This window comes from Sporolactobacillus pectinivorans (assembly GCF_002802965.1).
GTDB lineage: Bacteria > Bacillota > Bacilli > Bacillales > Sporolactobacillaceae > Sporolactobacillus > Sporolactobacillus pectinivorans.
This window is the reverse complement of the sequence record NZ_NXGA01000001.1, coordinates 2,026,661-2,044,317: the sequence shown is the minus strand read 5'-3', so window position 1 is coordinate 2,044,317 and position 17,657 is coordinate 2,026,661. Positions and strand designations below refer to the sequence as shown.

Here is a 17,657-nt window from a genome sequence, read left to right as displayed (position 1 = left end):
TAATCAGTCCTCCTTCACCTTCCGAATCACATCGATGATCGATCCATCACGATACTCAACCACGCCAACAACTTGGTCATCATATTGAATTGATTCCGGTTCGCCGGTTATTGAAATAGCCTTTTCATACAGTTCTTCAATCGAGAAAACGGGAACGTTACCAAAATCCTTCAATTTCTGAGCCAGTTCTTTATTTTCCGGATTTACTGCTACACCGCGTTCAGTAACGAGAACATCAACTGATTCGCCCGGAGTAATGACTGTATTAACGCGTTTAACAACTGTCGGGATACGGCCCCTGACCAGCGGTGAAACAATCATAGTGAGCTTCGCTCCAGCCGCGGTATCACAGTGTCCGCCGGAAGCTCCTCGCAGCACGCCGTCAGATCCTGTAATGACGTTAACATTGAAATCCTTATCGATCTCCAGAGCACTGAGAATAACAATATCCAGCTTATTGGCAATACAGCCGCTATTATGCGGGTTAGCATAAAGTGAGGCATCAATTTCTACATGGCCTTCATTTTTACCTATTGACTCAACTGCCTTCAGATCAAATCCCTGAACGTCAAATAACTTCTTAACCAGGCCTTTTTCATAGAGATCAACAAACTGACCGGTTATGCCCCCAAGACCAAAGCTGGCTGTAATCTTATCTTCCTTCATTTTATTTTCCAAAAAACGAGTTACAGCAAGAGCTGAACCGCCACTGCCCGTCTGGATTGAGAAGTCCTGTTTCAAATAGCCCGACGCCTCAATGACAGCAGCTGCGTATTTAGCAATCAGCAGTTCTTTCGGATCTTTTGTGAAGCGGGTCGCACCCGAAACAATGCCCTTCGGATCTCCGATGGCATCGACTTCAACCACGTAGTCAACATCTACTTGAGAAATGCTGGCAGGAACATTCGGATAAGGAACCAGTGTATCCGTAATCAAAACAACTTTATCCGCATATTTAGAATCAATAATACCGTATCCCAGTGAACCGCACGCCGATTTTCCATGAGTGCCGTTCGCATTACCATAGTCATCTGAACAAGGAACGCCGAGAAAAGCGACATCAATCTTGCTGTCGCCAGCCTCGATAGCCCGGGCACGACCGCCGTGTGAACGAATGACAACAGGCTTTTTCAACAATCCGTGTGAAATTGCGTTGCCAAGATCGCCCCGCATGCCACTCGTTTCAATGCCCGTCACAATACCTTCTTTGATATAATCAATCAAAAAGGCATGCGTATTTGTTAAAGAACTTGAAAAAATCGTCAAATCTTTGATGCCCAACGCTTTAATCTGTTCCATGACCATTTTTATGATGTAGTCGCCCTCACGAAAATGGTGATGAAAAGAAATAGTCATTCCATCTTTCAGCCCTGTTTTTACAATGGCTTCACGAATTGATTTTAATTTCTTACTCTCGCCGGGAAAGGTTGCTCGTATTTTTTTCGATATAATCTGCCCATGCGGTTCCACATTGTATGCACCTTGAAAAGCAACCGTATGTCCGGATTCCAGAATATCTTCAGGTATGTCGCGTCCAATTCTATTCATTACCATGATTCATGTCCTCCTCTGTTATGCATGGATACCCGATGCTTTTGCCAGCATCATGACACGTTGAGCACGCTCAATAATAGGCTTATCAACCATTTTTCCATTAAGCGACACAACTCCTGAACCTTTCCTCTTTGCATTCTCCGCAGCTTCGATCACACGCTCTGCGTGGTTAATTTCTTCAATAGTCGGTGCATAAATTTCATGCAGCAGATTGATCTGACGTGGATTAACGAGTGATTTCCCGTCGAATCCAAGCTGTTTGATCAGCCGTGCTTCCTGCTTGAATCCCTCTTCATTGTTAACATCTGAATAAACCGTATCAAAAGCAGAGATTTTTGCTGCCCGGGCAGCCAGCAGCACAAGGCTTCTTGCTGTCGACAGCTCAATGCCTTCCGGGGATCTCGTTGTCTTCATATCGGTCACAAAGTCTTCTGCCCCAATGGCTATTCCCATCAGCCGCTTTGAAGCAGTCGCAATTTCATAAGCATTCAGCACGCCCAAGGCTGATTCGATGGCAGCCATCATTTTCGTCGTGCCCACTTCAAGGCCAATTTCCTTTTCAATAGCAGCTATCGCTTCTTCAACTTCTGTGACGTCTTTTGCTGTTTCAGTTTTGGGCAACCTGATCACATCTGGTTGTGCGCGCACCATCGCCCGCAGATCTTCCATCCCGTATTCAGAATCCAGGGCATTGATACGGACAACCGTTTCTGTTTGTGCGAAATCCATCGTCGTTAAAGCATGGTACACCAGACGCCGGGCGCTGTCTTTCTCTGCCAAAGAAACAGAGTCTTCCAAATCAAACATAATGGAGTCTGCCCCATAAATGGTGGCGTCTTTTATCATTGAAGGTTTGCTGCCGGGAACATACATCATTGATCGTCTAAGACGTTCCATCTCAATATTCCCCCCAGTCAAAGTTTTTTTTGTCGGCTGCGCGGTATACGACGGTTTCTACACGCGCTTCAATCACGCAATCCAGCGCTCCCTTATCTGTAACTTCAAGGCTTGCGCCGTTAACTCCAAGACGATCCAAGGTATTTTTAATCACCTTCATAATTTGATCACCAAATTGTTTCTTGACGCTGCTGTTTAGATTAATGCTAACCGTCTTCTGTACTGCAGGCTCAATCGATATCATCACATCGCTTGATTCCAATGAACCTGCAACCGCCGAATGCACAATGTTCATCATCGTTCCCTCCTGTTCTTTTTCCACTGGCACAAATAATCAAATGTAGTTGTCGGGACCAGTGATCTGACAGCTTCCATCTCATTATTCATCAAAAGTTCCCGAACATGTGATGCCGATATCGCTGTGCCGTTTTCTGCTTTTCTCGGAATCTCCTTAACTTCCATTCCGAAACCTGGAAGAATCTGATGCATAAATTGATTGTAAATGGCTGTCTTTCTTGAGAAAGGTTCTTCACCAACGTAACGTTTGGTAATTTTCAAGGCCGGAGCAATCTGTTTTGCAAAGATCTTCAGATCCAGTTGAGCATGCGCTTTAATCACCGTTTCCTTATCCTTAATGAAATAGGAAGGGAAGGTCGCATTTGAAATAATATAGTCGCCTGAACAGTGGAGATGAACATTATCCAGAGATGCAATGCCGCGCCTGACCATCTCGATCCTTTCCTCCGTCTGAAAGAGAGAACGATTCTCTTGTACAATAAATAAGTGAACCACATCGTTTTCACTTGCAGCTTTCTGAATGAGATATTGATGACCCTTTGTAAATGGATTGCAGTTCATCACCATCCCGGCGATTGACTTGCCTGATATATAATTTCGTGACAGCTGATTTGCAAAGTTAGCGATACCGTTTGTTTTATTCTCAAGCAAGATCACATCATCGGCTTCTTCCACGGCATGGTAACCGAGGCTTTCAAACAAGTGCCGATTTTTTGGCTTTGTATAAATAAACAAATGGCTCTGGTTCGTTTGGGCAGCTTCTTTCGTCAGTATCGTCACAAGCTCGTTTGTCAGTCCACGATGTCTGTATTTGGGTGATACTGCAAAACACTTTAAAACATTTCTATCAAGTGACCCAGTCGCAATCAATTCTTCTTCCCGATAAATGGCTACAGTAAAATGCATGCCCGAAGCGAAATCCAGGTTTTGTTGCTTTAAAAAGTCAATGACTTCATGTTTTCTTAACGTATTTTCCGTAGGATCAAAAGTCTGCACAAAATAATGAGCAGTTATCAAATCAAATCACCTCCCCCGGCTTATGCCACATTTAACAAATGTTATTTCAACAAAACATATGTTAGACTCATAAAATTAAAAAATCAATAGCAAACGTTTAAATCATCATTTTCATGTCTAAAAAGCATTGATTTTGCCGTAAATTGCTTTTTCTTTTTATACATTTGTTGTTATAATTTACATTTGTTAAGGCGTTCTTCTATGTCACTGTCTTAACCTTTGTTGATTATTAAAAATAGCTTAGCTAAAATGAGTTGAACGCTGAGGAAAGAGGATTTTATTCATGAATGAAAACCTAACTGCTGCCCAGATAATTAATCAGTCCGTATTGAAAGCCATGCTTTACGAAATAAGCTGTTTTCCGTCCCCCGGACTGGTCTCACCTATTTCCAGCGGCGCACATACTGATATGGACTTTTACACTTTTATAGACAGCACCGTGTCCATTAATCCCTATTTTGAAAATATGATCCAGATCGGTTTGGAAAAAGACGTTGCGGACGAAGATCTTTTGGACAAGATCAGGCCGATAGGCATATTAATGGAAAAAGAAATGTTTGAAGCAACTCATAACGTAAATACCCACAAGGGTATGATCTTTCTAATGGGAATCGTTGCATCCGCTGTAGCAAAAACTTATACTTTACATAGTGACTTTTATACTGCGCAAGACGTGATCAAAACGATGACCGCTCATCTCATTGAAAAAGAACTCATGCACAGTTCAAAGACAAAAAACCTTACTTATGGTGAAAAAATATATAAAAAATACGGCATAACCGGTATCCGGGGTGAAGTGGCGAAAGGGGTTCCCAGCGCCTTCCGCTACGGATTGCCCTATTATAGGGAACATCACTATCTGTCCAAGAACGACAGACTGGTCGGAACGCTGCTCAGTATCATGGCTAACTGTGATGACTCAACACTGCTGCACCGGGCGGATGTCGATACACTTAAAAGAGTACAGAAAGATGCAGCAGAAGCTTTACGTCTAGGCGCTGTCGAAACCCGGGCAGGGATGGATAAAATCAAGGCAATGGATCGGGATTACAGCGTTCGTGGGATCAGTCCCGGAGGCAGCGCCGATCTGCTTTCAGTCGTTGTTTTTTTAGAGGATGTTCAAAGAAAACTGTTCGATTCTCGATGATGCAGAAGGGGAGAGCAATGCGCATGATAAATGAGGATGAAGAATATCGAGATCTATTGGCGAAAATTGCTATTTTATATTATAAAGACAATCTGACTCAAACTGACATTGCTGAAAAATTCAATACGACGCGATTCAAAATTTCAAAAATGCTTCAGGAAGCCATTGATCTTAAAATAGTGGAAATTTCTATAAACCGTACTGAACGGCGTATTACGTCTCTCGAAAGTAAAATTAAGTCATTATTTAATCTGAAACAGATTATTGTACTTAGAACCGTCCACACCAATTCATCTGATACAGAACAAATCGTTGCCAAGGCTGCGGCTGGTTTTATAGAATCTTTAATTACGCGGGACAGTGTCGTCGGACTGACATGGGGCGCGACGCTCTACCAGACGATTCAAAATATTAATCCTCCGCATCGCCTTCCGATAACCATTGTTCAGCCTCTTGGGACTGCGGGGAAAAGAGATGTTACCATCGACACGCCAGACCTCATCCGCCGCTTAGCCGAAAAATATGACAGTAAATATCTTTTTCTGTATGCACCTTTATACATAATGAGTAATCAGGTTCGGGAAAGTTTAAAGCTCGAACCGGTTATCAATGAGACCATCATCGCTCTGGAAAATATTGATATTCTGCTTACTGGTATCGGAACACCTGATTCTATTTTTTCAACTTTTTTATGGAAAAACTACTTGCGGCAGGATGAATCACTAAGTAACGTCGCTGTCGGCGCACTCTACGGTCGTTTATTTGATCAAAACGGGCGCATTCTGTCCACTGATGTCAATGAGAAAGTTTTTGGTGTGGGCATGTCGGCAATCAAAAAAATTAAAGACAGAGTGGCCGTTGTCACAAACAGATTCAAGGCGCATGCCGTTATCGGTGCTCTGAGAGGGGGACTCATCAATACGCTGATTACAGATGAATTGACCGCTGTAAAAATCATCAATCTAATTGATCAATTGGATAACATGTCTTATTAAGTTCCTTATTCCCTCCACAAAATAGTCTCTTCAGTCCTTCCGTCTCTGATCGATCCTCCGCTATTCTGGCCGGAAATTTTTACTACGGGTGGCAAAGATCTAAGCGCATACAAATTTAACGAAATCCGTTGGAGATAAACTGTTCCGGGCACAATAATCAGTAATCAGTTTTAAATCATGCAATCGTATGGATTCACTGTACATTTTTGTTTCTCGGCAACAAAAAGAAGCGACAAATGTCGCTTTATAAAATGAATGAGCTGGCCTTTCAAGGCAAACTAAAATACATCATTTATCAGCTTTGTATAGCAGCAATGGCACGCTCATCATTCTCCTACTTCCTATGCAAAAAAGAGCACGATACCCTTCTCAAACGCATGCACTATTTTCAGCACAGCAGCAATAATTCTCAATTTATAAAACTTGAAAAACCCGTGTCACTTTTCGTCGGGAAAAATTCAATGAATTCATATTGAGCAATTTGGTGTTTATAAAAAGGATCAGTCTGAGCAATCGTCTTGGCTTCATCCAGTGAAGTATTCATTAGAATAACTCCACCGGTACGCGGATTTTTTCTGCCCGAAAAAATAAATTTCTTTTCTGAGTAATACTTGTCCAGATATTCATTGTGCTGCGGTAAAGCACGTGTTACGTCCTCAATAGATTTGATATAAGAAAGTGTTGCAATAACCATAAATATGCCCTCCATTAGTTTCATATTTGAAATTGTGTTTTATATATGGTACTGTTTAAATATATTCTTTTTTTAAATAAGCGTCAACTGAACTTGATGATGAGGTGAAACAAATGAAAGACCAAGAAAACTTCGTACCCTCGGTACACGCTTCTCTGGAAATCTTGGAGTGGCTTGCACTCGAAGAAAATAACGAAACGACACTGACAGAGGTAGCCAAGGGACTGGCAATCAGTAAAAGTACATGTATGCGCATTCTAAAGACGTTGGCCTTGAAAGGTTACGTTCATTACGACGAAGACAGCAGGCACTACTCACTGGGAGCTTCTTTAATTGCTCTGGGCAGCCGCGCACGGAACGTCAATCATACTATTAAAAAAGCAATTTCATATTTGCCCCGGGTGTCAGAGGATACAGGAATGACTGCTGTTCTGGTGAAAAGAGTACAGCACGACCGATTAATGTATTTGGCAAAACATGAACCGCTGCACCGAGTCCGGCTGACTGTTTCTGTAGGAGAAACGTTTCCTATCCCTGCCGGAGCTTTGGGAAAATGTTTTCTGGCATTTCTGGACTCTTCTGAATATCAGCAACTTACAGATCAAATAAAGAAAAATGGAGGATTACAAAAGTACACCGAGCGCTCTTTGACGGACCCGATGCGTTTAGAGGAACAAATGAATCAGATTAGGCAAAAGGGGATTGCAGAAAGTGATGGAGAGTATAATCATGGAATATCTGCTTTAGCCTGTCCCGTTTTCGACCGAAACCATAAAATTATCCTGTCTCTCGGAGTCTTTATGCCTAGCGCGATGGTACATGATATTGAGATCAAAACAGTTAAAAAGCAATTGATTAGTTATGCAAACGAGATGACAGAGGCAATATCTGACTTTATTGGTTGAACTTGATACTCCCTCTAGAAACTAAAATTATTGAAAGGCTCTACCTTACAACTCGGTCCACTTGAAAATGCACTTTTTACATTTATAATGGATTTTCTATTATCTATAATAATCAAGGCCATAGATGGCAGTGTTATTGGTACGAGTTTTAGCTGAATTACAAGAATTTCAGTGGCATCAAACCTTTTTGAGTAATATGGGTAAATAGCACACTCAATTACGTGATAGCTTCTATCACGGATTGATACTATTTCTTTCTGCGTGATTCAATGTTATTTAACTTAAGACAATGCATAAAAATTGCGACAAAGTCTGTCCTTTCTTGTCAAATGCTAGATTAAGCATTAACGGCGTATAAAACAGATTAATAACTTAACGGTAAAAACTGATGAATATGGATGATTTCAAATATTTCGATTTACAAAGCTAACGGACCATTGATTCTCAAATCGATGCAAAAGTAATATGTAAGATCTTAGAATAGAGGTAGCACAGTTATTGCAAAAAACTTTTATTCCAGTAATAGCTCCCATTTCTCTTCTATAATCACGTGATTGGTCCATTCCTGATTTTCGTGTCGTTCAACTAAACGGAACCCTTTGTTTTTGTATAAGTGCCGTGCGGCCTTTAAATCACTGACAGTCCACAGGACCACTTTTTTGTACGCATGTTTGCAGCAAAACTGTATGGCTTCATCAAGTAACTTATGACCAAAGCCTCCTCCCCTCAGCGACTGATCCAAAAGAAACCAGCGAAGTTGAGCCGTTGTATCTGTTTCTTTAACGATGGCGATCACACCTTTTGGAAGATGGTTCACATCAAGAATCCAAATATTTTCCCGATCAGCATCGTAATGATCAGAGAATGCAGTAACAGCATCGGCCACATACTGTACAAATTTCTTATTATAGCCATATTCCCGATTGTATAAGTCTCTGTGTGCATCGACAATGAATGGCAAATCTTCCTTTTGAAAGGATCGAATCTGCTCATGAGATTGACTGCCTAGCAGGGTTTTAATTGTCCCCATTGCAGACAGTACTTGATCTTTCTTTTCCGTGTCCAGAGTATTCAGCAGTTCTTCAATTTGAAAATTAGATTTGCTCTCCAATTCGCGGAGTTTCTGAATACCTAAGTCCATGAGTGCGATCACACTCATTCGCTTATCGGAAGATGTTACACTGCGTTTGATCAGCTTACCATTCTCAAACTTTTTTAAGATTCGGCTTAAATAGCCGCGATCAATGTCCAGTTTTTCAATAAGCTTTTTTGCCGTACATGCTTCAATGGTCTTAATCTCTAACAGGATACGTGCTTCGGTCAGCGAAAAGTCACTGAAGAGAATATGGCTGTTCAGTAATCCTAATACTTTTGTGTAAAAACGATTAAAATCTCTTATTTGTAAAACAGTAGAATGATCAGACACGAATACCCCTCCTTTTTTTAAAATTATAGATTTATTAGTTGACTTAGTCAACTAATAAATTGCTAAATCTTTTCAATATACGGCTATGGATAATAACAGAAATACAAATTATCCAGTTTTAATGAACCTGCTGCATATCATTAACCGATTTATTTACAGCCAAATCTCAATGGCTGAGTAAACGAGCAAAATGGCAAGCACTGTATTAACAACTTTTTCATGGCGATGAAAGAAACGATTGAAGAGCGAACCTAATGAAGCCCAAAGCAGCAATGAACAGAGCCCTACGATGCACATCAACAGACCAAACATTATGGCGATGTTAAAACTTTGATAGGCTGTTAAAATATACGACGAATAGCCTGTTAATAAGAAAAGCATGGTCTTAATATTAGAGAAATTTAGTATCATTCCGGAAAAAAATGCAATTCGATGCAAGTCATTTTCTCTATCCATGGCATTTGACGATCCAAACATCTTCCATACCAGATAAAGGAGATAGGCCGAACCCAATACTTTGAACCAAGGCTCAATTGCCGGGACGTAATCCTTCAAACTGTCAGTAAATATTAGCGTAACGATAGCCAGCATCAGGAAACTGACAAAAATGCCAGACACAAATTGAAGCGACTTTCGAAAACCTACGCGCTTCCCCTCCTCCATCGACATTAAATTATTCGGTCCTGGTGTGAAAGTAAGAATAATGACATAAGTTAAAAAAGCACTGTAATTCACGATATCCACCCCAATTTCTTAGACAGCAAGCATAGCAACCAACATATATGGATTATTTTTTAATTAATTCTATATATTTACATTAGAGAGTCCTGTCGCTCAATGTTAGTATGTTGATAATCTATTTGTTGAAATAAAATTTAACAATTTAGCCGGCACTCGCGCCTTATTCGCGTGAGGATTGCACGGTACTGCTGTTCACAGCAGTTGTGAGGACCGCTCCCAATCGTTTCATGCCTTCTACAATTTTTTCTTCCGGCATGTTTGAGTAATTTAATCTGAATGTGTTGTTCTTTACGCGACCCGGATAGAAGGCATTACCTGGAACAAAAGCAACATGACGTTTCAGACATTCTTCAAAAATTTCCTGTGTATCGACGGATTCGGGCAATTCAACCCAAAGGAACAGACCGCCCTCAGGCGAGCTATGTTTAACTTGTTTTGGAAAATAAGATTTAATGCAGTCAATCATCTTCTGACGTCGGGAAAGATAAACCGTCCGGATGTCTTCAATATGCGCTTCAAGATCAAAGAGTTCGATATATTTTGCGGTAATTCTTTGGGCAAAACTGTCAGTATGCAGGTCGGCAGCCTGTTTGAACATAACGTATTTGTCAATAAAAACCTGATCTGCACAGATCCAGCCCAGGCGCAGACCCGGCGAAAATATTTTAGAAAATGTACTGATATAGACTACACGGCCCTCCGTATCAAGGCTTTTTACAGGCGGCAGCGCTTCTCCCGCAAAACGAACGGCACCATAGGGATTGTCTTCAACGATAACGACATCAAATTGATTCGCAAGCGCAATCATTTTTTTCCGCCTTTTCAAGCTCAGTGTTCGGCCTGTGGGATTTTGGAAATCCGGAATGGTGTAGATGAATTTTGCATCGGGATAAGCTTGGAGGGCACGTTCCAATTCATCCATGAGCATCCCGTCTTCATCCATGGGCACTTCGACAAAGTTGGGATTGTATACACTGAATGCCTGTATGGCTGCGAGATAGGTCGGACTCTCACAGATGACCGTATCCTCGTTATCAAGAAACAGTTTACCGGTTAAATCCAGTCCTTGCTGCGAGCCGGTGGTCATCAGAATATGATCGGTCGTTGCATGAATGCCAATCGCCTCTAATCGACTGACAATGTCCTGGCGAAGAGGCAGATAGCCTTCGGTTGTGCTGTATTGCAAAGCCTGTTCTCCAGATTCAGAAAGTACGGCTTCACAAGCTACCTTCATCTCTTCAATCGGGAAAAGTTCCGGCGCCGGAAGGCCTCCTGCAAAAGAAATCACTTCAGGCCTTTCGGTCACCTTCATAATTTCACGTGTCGCTGAGGATGTGACGTGTCTTGATCGCTCTGAGAATTTTTCCATCAAAATAATCTTCCTCCCACTCAATGATCTTTTCACCAAAGTCTTTGTTTAAACAATTGGTCTGGACTCTATAATCGGATTCATTTTTGTATTGTGTCTGCTTAATTTCTTCACTGCATCCATGAAGACCGATATTCCCTTTTCAATACGTTCACGAGATTCATACGTGAAATTCAATCTTAGCAAGTGCTCCCCATCACTCTCCTGCGGATAGAAAACATTACCAGGCGTGTAAAGTACGCCTTTTGAAGCGCATAGTGAAAGAAGTTGTTTTTGCGGGATATTGTACGGAATCCTGCACCATAGATAAAATCCCCCATCTGGGCTATCGAAAGTGACGAGTCCCTCCTCTTGTTTCAAAGCCGCGGCCATAAGATTTCTTTTGTTTTCATAAGTCGTTAATTCATGTCGCAAATGTGGTTCATAATGTCCTTCCCGAAGAAACCGATCCAGCAAAAATTGTCCTGGTGTATTCACATGAAGATCGGTAATCTGCTTCAACAGGACGAATTTTTTCCTCACGGGTTCCGGTGCAACGACCCATCCCACACGCATTCCCGGGAAAAGCACTTTAGAAAACGTGCTTAAATAGATCACATACCCATATTGATCGAGCGTTTTCAACGGAGGAAGCTTCTGCCGGCCGAAACTGATTTCGCCATAAGGGTCATCTTCCAAAATCGGAACCTGGTATTTATAGGCGATACGCAGCAATTCCATCCGTCGCTCCATACTCATCACAATCCCTGTAGGGTTATGGTATGTAGGAATCGTATAGATAAATTTAGGTTTATATCGCCCAAGCTGCGCCTCAAGCACATCGGTACGGATTCCTCCATGGTCAAGTGGAATACCGATAATCCTAGCACCTGCCGCTCTGAAACATTGGATCGCCTGCAGGAAGGTTGGTTCTTCAACGATGACCGCATCTCCTGGGGAAAGAAAAGTTCGGGCTGCAAAATCAATTCCTTGCATCGAGCCGGAAAGAACCATTACTTCTTTTGCGGATGTAGAAACACCACGTAGTTCCATCAATTTGCTCAAACTTTCTCTAAGCGGGTAGTACCCTTCAACGGCGCTGAGATTAAGCACATCATTATTGAAAGTATCCTCGTTTTGAATAGCCTGCAGCTGATGAATCGGATACAAGCTCGGATCACCCACACCGGCAGCGAAAGAGATCGTATCACGCCTGCTTCCGACATCCATTAGATCCGTGATCGTATCACTAACATTTCCCAGTTTTTTTTCAAACAGTGGGTACCAGGACAATGGAAAAACGTTTGGGTTTTCGCTATGGGACGGTTCTTTTTTATCCGTCACCACAGTCCCTTTTCCACGGTAAGACGCAACAAGTCCTAAAGCTTTCAATTCATCATAGGCTCTGATCACCGTCGTCCGGCTCACATCATTTTCAGAAGCCATTTTTCTTTCCGGCGGTAGAACAAATCCAGCCGGGAGTATTCCCGAAAGAATTTGTTCTTTGATGCTGTCTTTGATTTGCAGAAACACAGGTAAGGAAATCTCCTTATTAATTTTTAATCGCATAACACTCCTCCTTCGCTCTCTGCCCATCCATCAAAAATGTTATTTTCATTCTAGCACTCCACTTTTATTTTTAAATAGCCAATTGGATATATCCTTTAGAATCCAATTTTTCAAATGATCGCAATCTTAGTCTGGAAACATACTTTCTCAGAGAGAGTCACACTCTTCGCATCCCTCAATATTAAACACACAAAAAGAAACAAGTTGTTTGGCATCTAGCCAAACAGCCCGTCTCTTTAGGTTTACTAATCAAACCTATCAATTTTTCACTCAATCAATTAAGAGCGCTCGTCACTTATACAAAGAGTTATTTCATTCCAGTCAGTCTTTCGCTCAAATCCCACAATTTTTTTCTGAATACCTTGTCATAAGCTTGACGTTCAGCGCGTGATTCACTTTTTTGATCAAAATACTTCCCAGTAACTCCGTTCAATTCCGCCGAAAGGGCGAGATGCTCGATTGCATCGGAACCTGACTGAATACTTCCTAATGGGGCAATCCCGCTCTCACGTACCATCTTGGTATCCAGATAAGTTCCGGGATGTAGGCAATTAAACGTCCGCTCAGCGGTTCCGTACCTCTCCGACAGTTCGAAGGTAAAGGCGACAAGTGCCAGTTTACTTTGCGTGTATGCACGAGTGGGCGAGTAATGACGTTCAAGCATGATGTTGGATAAATCAATCGGGCTTTGTCCGACAGAAGCAACATTAACTACCCTTGACGGCTCTTTACTCAAAAGCGGTAGCAGTCTGCAAGTCAGCAAAAATGGTGCTAAATAATTGACTGCAAACCGGAGTTCAAAACCGTCCCGGCTTAAATCACTTGTTTTAGCGTTAAGATCACCAAATCCAATACCTGCATTGTTAATTAGCACATCAAGCCTTGAATAGTCAGCCTTTATCTCTGCGGCTAGACGACCCACCTCGATGATTGATAAAAAATCGGCGATGTAAAGCTTTATTTTTTCACTTCCGGTAGCATCGATAATTTCTTTTTTTACTGTCAGACCCTTCTCCATGTTTCTCCCATGGAGAAGTACAGTCGCTCCTGCCCTTGCCAAATCCATAGCAACCTGTTTACCCATCCCGTCTGTTGATCCTGTAACAAAAATGACTTGTTCTTCAATATTTCTCATTGGCATGTCCTCCAATTTTCATGGTTGTAAAATGGCATATTCAAGCCCTCTGCTTTGAGGAGCTTCTGCAATCGCTTGATTAACTTGATCGAGTATATATGTTTTTGGATGAAGTGCTTTCAGGTTCAAGAGTCCTGAGCGAATCATTTCAACAATGTGTGCCGGTGCAAAGTCAGGATACATGAAAGATCCCTTAATATTCAGTTCCTTTATAAGCATTGTCAAATAGGGTAGGTGCACATCAGTTGTGACTCCTCCGGCAAAAACAGCCGTTCCGCGTTGACGAATGACCGATATTCCAGCTTCAGTCAGAGTAGCATGATCCATGGAGATCTTCAAAGATTTTATTGACAATCTGCGAAGATCTCATCAACTTATTAATGCAAGTTCCTGAGAGAGCTGGATAAACTGCTTTTCTATCGGCGTCAATTCATGATTTGATCGTGTAATCAAATAAAGATCAACGAACTTGTTCAATGAAGGAATCTCTAGAAACGAAGAGATATTTTTACGTATAACCAATCGTTTGGGAATCAAAGAAATTCCCATTCCCATTAAAGCAAACTGGATAATTGCGTCGATATCACCAACCTCAATCGTTTCGCCGTGATCAATTTTCAAGTCTGCGAAGATATTTTGCAGAATCGACGAATAGAGGCAGTGGTCTGTGAGTACAAGCAGATTTTTATTTCTCAAATACTCTTTAAAATCAGTAGTATTGCTAATATTATCTCCCACAAGAACGAGTTCTTCTATCCCTAATTTTTCGTAACGAATATGTGAATTGCCCAGTTTTCCAATGAAGTAGGCAATATCAATCTTCTCATTAAGGATTTGTTTTTCAATCGAGTCAGCCGATCCCGTTTTTATCGTAACCTCCAGACTGGGATTTCGGTACTTAAGGCGGGCTAGTGCCTGTGAAAATTGTGTTACTCCGATCGATACAACCGTACCTAGACGAAGCGATGCATCCTGTCTCTTCATTTTATTTTCAGTTTCTTCCCAAAGAAAGATCATCTCTTTAAATTGCTGATACAGCACCGCTCCTTTCGCAGTTAATTCTACTCCTCGAGGCTCTCTGATAAATAATTTCTGATTATAATAGGTTTCTACCCTCTTCACTTTTGCTGACAAATTGGACTGAAGATAATGGAGTTTGCGTGCAGCATCTGAGATGCTTTTACATTCAGCAACTTTTACAAAAGCCTTCATATTCTCAATATCCACTAAAAACGCCACCCATCAAAATAAGTGATACTTCTACAATAAATAAACATTATTTATGATACGTTATCTAAATTATAATCAATCTATGTTGAGCGGCAACAATTTTATCTTCAGGGAAAGTAAACCCGGCAGGTGTCATGACTAGGAAATCAAAGGAGGTTTTTCAAGCGGTCAGAACACTTTTAGCTGAACTTAATTCTTAAAGTTCGATTTCGTTCAGCAAGAGACTAATAGGCGGAGGTTCATTTATGAAAACTACAAAATCGTCAACTATACAAATCGAAAGTAACACCACATCGCATTCAATGAGAAGTGCCCATATAGCTGCGCTAACAGTAGGAGTGATCGCATCTTTTGCTGTATTTCTTGATGCCACGATGATGAATCTTGCTCTTCCTACTCTTTCTCGCGAATTCGGTGCGAATCGCAGCAGCATCGAATGGGTCATCGACGCATACACACTAACATTCTCTGCAATCATGTTAAGTGCTGGTGTTACGTCGGACAGTTACGGTGCCCGGCGCATATTCATTCCTGGTATGATCATCTTCAGCATAGCTTCCATTGGCTGTGCTGTTTCGCAAAACATCACAATGTTGAACGTGTTCCGCCTTATCCAAGGGGCCGGAGCTGCCCTTCTGCTTCCAAGTTCTCTCTCACTGACGACTCAGAACGTTGACGGCATAAACTTGCGTCGCGTTGCAATCGCCATCTGGTCCGCTGCAGGTGGTATTGGCCTGGCAGCCGGCCCTATAATCAGTGGTATCGTTGTCACGAGTCTTGGCTGGCGCTGGTTATTCTGGATTAACGTTCTCGTCGGTTTGATTGCTGTCGCTTTCACCACCTTGACGAAACCGTCGTCTCGTCGTGATGGAGTACACTTGGATCTTTTCGGACAGGTCACTGCAACCCTCGTTATCGGAAGTATCGTTTTCATTTTAATCGAGGGGCAGCATCTCGGCTGGACCATGCCGCTCTTGTTCGTAATCGCTGCCATATGCTTGGTCTCAGTCATCAGTTTTATCATTATAGAACGGAAAACTGCTTACCCTCTGATTCCACCACGACTCGCAGCCCGAGCTGAGTTTATCGGATCAGCATTACTCGGTGCCTTATTCAACCTTGCCTTCTATGGGGTACTGTTCGCACTCAGCCTTCTATTTCAAGATGTCAAAGGAGAATCGTCACTCCATGCCGGTTTGAATTTTCTCCCCTTTACTGGATTGATTTTCGTCGGCAATCTTATCGCACCGCGCATCGCTCGCCGATTTGGTGCAACGAGCGTTCTTTACTTAGGACAGGCCTTCTTTGGGGTGGGCTTGCTCACTATTGTCTTCACAGTAACGTTTACACAACCTTGGCTGCTCGCTGTCAGCCTCCTGCCCGCAGGGTTCGGTGCAGGGCTGCTGGTACCAACGATGACTTCACGTATGCTCGAATCACTCCCACAGGACCTGTCAGGCGCAGCATCTGCTTCATTTAACACAAGTCGTCAGCTCGGAGGAGCTATCGGGGTAGCTCTTTTTGGTAATCTACTTGGATCGAACCTGCACCTCATGACAGGTTTTATTAAATGTTTCATTGCATCATTCATATGCGTCGCAGTTAGCACCGTACTCACACTGATTCTGCTCAGAGAACCTCGTAAACATGCGAATGATGCAACAAAAAGATCACCGCATTAAACTCCTCGTCTCAAGTCTAGGATTAAACGGATCTTCAGGTTAGTAAAAAGCGAAAGTTAGAATTTTATTTTGCTTTATTAGAGGTTACCTCCAGTTAAACACTATGGGCAACCGTTTTTTTGCTTTTGTAGTACTGGTCCTCATACTTTATTGATTACTATTCACTTAACGTTTCAATAATCTTTTTCACTGTCTTTTTCTTTACATTCGCCTGTTTGACAACAAAATGGATACGGATTGAATTCATCTCTTTCGGTAGGGATGCTTTACTCATCTTTGATGTGACCAGGGATTGAGGCAAAATAGTTACTGCGTTCGTACTCTCGACACTTCTGATAATAGGTTCCAGTGTATCATATTCGATGATGTCCGTAGTATCCATTTTGTTATCTAAGTAATGGAGCAGCATGTTTCTATAAGGGCACTGTGGATTCTTATTCACGACAGCTATTCTTTCATCTCCACTGTCAGGTTCTGTTCGTGCCGATACCAAAAAGAGTTTTTCAGTGTAGGAAAATATAGAGGTCAAGCCATCTGGGATTGCCTTTTCATTTACAAAAATACCGTCAATGAGATCATGTTTCAGATCCGAATACAATTGTACTTTTTGATCCGTTTTCACTTCGACTTTCACCTGAGGAAAATGGAGATGAACTTTCTGAATAAATGCTGGAAATAATTGAGCAGATAAAATGGGCGTTGCTCCAACGGACAGAAAAGCTCGAGAGGTTAATTTTTCTTCTGCCTCATCCATCAGTGACAGAATTCTGTCCGCGTACGTAAGCAAAGTCAAAGCTGATGGAAGTGTTTCTACACCGCGATTGGTTCTCCGAAATAAGGGAACATTTAAATCGTTCTCCAGCTTTTTTATTCGCAATGTGACATTTGGCTGTACATAGCCCAGGCTTTCTGCCGCTTTGGAGAAAGACTGGGATCTTGCCACCGCCTGAAAAATACGTAAATCACTGAGTTCCATTAATAAAGCCCCCACTGATATTAGTAAAATTAATACCTGATGTA

Annotated in this window: 17 protein-coding genes; 4 read left to right on the top strand and 13 right to left on the bottom strand. The window is 41.9% G+C overall.

Annotation, left to right across the window (positions count from 1 at the left end):
* Positions 1–3 precede the first annotated feature (3 nt).
* Genes citF through citC form a run of 4 tightly spaced genes read right to left on the bottom strand, consistent with a single transcriptional unit; the run spans position 4 to position 3,765 of the window.
* Positions 4–1,554: a citrate lyase subunit alpha gene (gene citF, locus COP04_RS09755; protein WP_100487808.1), complete on the bottom strand. Its 1,551-nt coding sequence runs from the start codon at positions 1,552–1,554 to the stop codon at positions 4–6.
* A gap of 18 nt (positions 1,555–1,572) precedes the next feature.
* A complete protein-coding gene (gene citE, locus COP04_RS09750) occupies positions 1,573–2,451 on the bottom strand; it encodes a citrate (pro-3S)-lyase subunit beta (protein WP_100487807.1) in 879 nt (292 codons plus the stop codon).
* A gap of 1 nt (position 2,452) precedes the next feature.
* Complete coding sequence (gene citD / locus COP04_RS09745; RefSeq protein WP_100487806.1) at positions 2,453–2,746, bottom strand: citrate lyase acyl carrier protein; 294 nt, start codon at positions 2,744–2,746, stop codon at positions 2,453–2,455.
* Entirely contained in the window at positions 2,746–3,765 is a 1,020-nt protein-coding gene (gene citC, locus COP04_RS09740; protein ID WP_100487805.1) for a [citrate (pro-3S)-lyase] ligase, read from the bottom strand. The genes citD and citC overlap by 1 nt, the downstream gene beginning before the upstream one ends.
* 283 nt (positions 3,766–4,048) lie before the next feature.
* On the opposite strand from citC, the gene citG reads away from it, so the two are divergent.
* Both citG and COP04_RS09730 read left to right on the top strand, forming a co-directional pair.
* Positions 4,049–4,912, top strand: a complete 864-nt coding sequence (gene citG / locus COP04_RS09735) for a triphosphoribosyl-dephospho-CoA synthase CitG (RefSeq protein ID WP_100487804.1) — start codon at positions 4,049–4,051, stop codon at positions 4,910–4,912.
* 17 nt (positions 4,913–4,929) lie between these two features.
* A complete protein-coding gene (locus COP04_RS09730) occupies positions 4,930–5,907 on the top strand; it encodes a sugar-binding transcriptional regulator (protein WP_100487803.1) in 978 nt (325 codons plus the stop codon).
* A 409-nt stretch (positions 5,908–6,316) separates the two neighbouring features.
* Here COP04_RS09730 and COP04_RS09725 read toward each other — a convergent pair whose 3' ends face one another.
* Positions 6,317–6,601: a YciI family protein gene (locus COP04_RS09725; protein WP_100487802.1), complete on the bottom strand. Its 285-nt coding sequence runs from the start codon at positions 6,599–6,601 to the stop codon at positions 6,317–6,319.
* 113 nt (positions 6,602–6,714) lie between these two features.
* On the opposite strand from COP04_RS09725, the gene COP04_RS09720 reads away from it, so the two are divergent.
* A complete protein-coding gene (locus tag COP04_RS09720) occupies positions 6,715–7,506 on the top strand; it encodes an IclR family transcriptional regulator (RefSeq protein ID WP_100487801.1) in 792 nt (263 codons plus the stop codon).
* Between the two features lie 511 nt (positions 7,507–8,017).
* Here the strand turns inward: COP04_RS09720 and COP04_RS09715 are convergent.
* The 7 genes from COP04_RS09715 to COP04_RS09685 all read right to left on the bottom strand — a co-directional run bounded on the left by COP04_RS09715 (position 8,018) and on the right by COP04_RS09685 (position 14,952).
* Positions 8,018–8,932 (bottom strand): bifunctional helix-turn-helix transcriptional regulator/GNAT family N-acetyltransferase, encoded by a 915-nt coding sequence (locus tag COP04_RS09715; RefSeq protein ID WP_162297089.1) that lies wholly within the window; start codon positions 8,930–8,932, stop codon positions 8,018–8,020.
* A 153-nt stretch (positions 8,933–9,085) separates the two neighbouring features.
* Entirely contained in the window at positions 9,086–9,667 is a 582-nt protein-coding gene (locus COP04_RS09710; protein WP_100487799.1) for a LysE family transporter, read from the bottom strand.
* A 166-nt stretch (positions 9,668–9,833) separates the two neighbouring features.
* Positions 9,834–11,042: an aminotransferase-like domain-containing protein gene (locus COP04_RS09705; protein ID WP_239984972.1), complete on the bottom strand. Its 1,209-nt coding sequence runs from the start codon at positions 11,040–11,042 to the stop codon at positions 9,834–9,836.
* Positions 11,043–11,090: 48 nt separating this feature from the next.
* A complete protein-coding gene (gene pdxR, locus COP04_RS09700; protein ID WP_100487797.1) occupies positions 11,091–12,590 on the bottom strand; it encodes a MocR-like pyridoxine biosynthesis transcription factor PdxR in 1,500 nt (499 codons plus the stop codon).
* Positions 12,591–12,897: 307 nt separating this feature from the next.
* Positions 12,898–13,725 (bottom strand): SDR family NAD(P)-dependent oxidoreductase, encoded by an 828-nt coding sequence (locus COP04_RS09695; RefSeq protein WP_100487796.1) that lies wholly within the window; start codon positions 13,723–13,725, stop codon positions 12,898–12,900.
* 18 nt (positions 13,726–13,743) lie between these two features.
* Positions 13,744–14,052, bottom strand: a complete 309-nt coding sequence (locus COP04_RS09690) for an MDR/zinc-dependent alcohol dehydrogenase-like family protein (protein ID WP_100487795.1) — start codon at positions 14,050–14,052, stop codon at positions 13,744–13,746.
* A gap of 42 nt (positions 14,053–14,094) precedes the next feature.
* Positions 14,095–14,952: a LysR family transcriptional regulator gene (locus COP04_RS09685; RefSeq protein ID WP_100487794.1), complete on the bottom strand. Its 858-nt coding sequence runs from the start codon at positions 14,950–14,952 to the stop codon at positions 14,095–14,097.
* 248 nt (positions 14,953–15,200) lie between these two features.
* Here COP04_RS09685 and COP04_RS09680 point away from each other — a divergent pair, with 248 nt between their 5' ends.
* A complete protein-coding gene (locus tag COP04_RS09680; RefSeq protein ID WP_100487793.1) occupies positions 15,201–16,637 on the top strand; it encodes an MFS transporter in 1,437 nt (478 codons plus the stop codon).
* A 157-nt stretch (positions 16,638–16,794) separates the two neighbouring features.
* On the opposite strand, the gene COP04_RS09675 is transcribed toward COP04_RS09680, so the two are convergent.
* Complete coding sequence (locus COP04_RS09675) at positions 16,795–17,613, bottom strand: LysR family transcriptional regulator (RefSeq protein ID WP_100487792.1); 819 nt, start codon at positions 17,611–17,613, stop codon at positions 16,795–16,797.
* Positions 17,614–17,657 lie beyond the last annotated feature (44 nt).

Bases quoted from the DNA above. Each gene is read 5' to 3' on its own strand.
- citD (WP_100487806.1), bottom strand. From the start codon at position 2,746: ATGAACATTGTGCATTCGGCGGTTGCAGGTTCATTGGAATCAAGCGAT.
- COP04_RS09720 (WP_100487801.1), top strand. From the start codon at position 6,715: ATGAAAGACCAAGAAAACTTCGTACCCTCGGTACACGCTTCTCTGGAA.
- COP04_RS09725 (WP_100487802.1), bottom strand. From the start codon at position 6,601: ATGGTTATTGCAACACTTTCTTATATCAAATCTATTGAGGACGTAACA.
- COP04_RS09695 (WP_100487796.1), bottom strand. From the start codon at position 13,725: ATGAGAAATATTGAAGAACAAGTCATTTTTGTTACAGGATCAACAGAC.
- COP04_RS09705 (WP_239984972.1), bottom strand. From the start codon at position 11,042: ATGGAAAAATTCTCAGAGCGATCAAGACACGTCACATCCTCAGCGACA.
- COP04_RS09675 (WP_100487792.1), bottom strand. From the start codon at position 17,613: ATGGAACTCAGTGATTTACGTATTTTTCAGGCGGTGGCAAGATCCCAG.
- COP04_RS09690 (WP_100487795.1), bottom strand. From the start codon at position 14,052: ATGGATCATGCTACTCTGACTGAAGCTGGAATATCGGTCATTCGTCAA.
- pdxR (WP_100487797.1), bottom strand. From the start codon at position 12,590: ATGCGATTAAAAATTAATAAGGAGATTTCCTTACCTGTGTTTCTGCAA.
- citG (WP_100487804.1), top strand. From the start codon at position 4,049: ATGAATGAAAACCTAACTGCTGCCCAGATAATTAATCAGTCCGTATTG.
- COP04_RS09680 (WP_100487793.1), top strand. From the start codon at position 15,201: ATGAAAACTACAAAATCGTCAACTATACAAATCGAAAGTAACACCACA.
- citE (WP_100487807.1), bottom strand. From the start codon at position 2,451: ATGGAACGTCTTAGACGATCAATGATGTATGTTCCCGGCAGCAAACCT.
- citF (WP_100487808.1), bottom strand. From the start codon at position 1,554: ATGGTAATGAATAGAATTGGACGCGACATACCTGAAGATATTCTGGAA.
- COP04_RS09730 (WP_100487803.1), top strand. From the start codon at position 4,930: ATGCGCATGATAAATGAGGATGAAGAATATCGAGATCTATTGGCGAAA.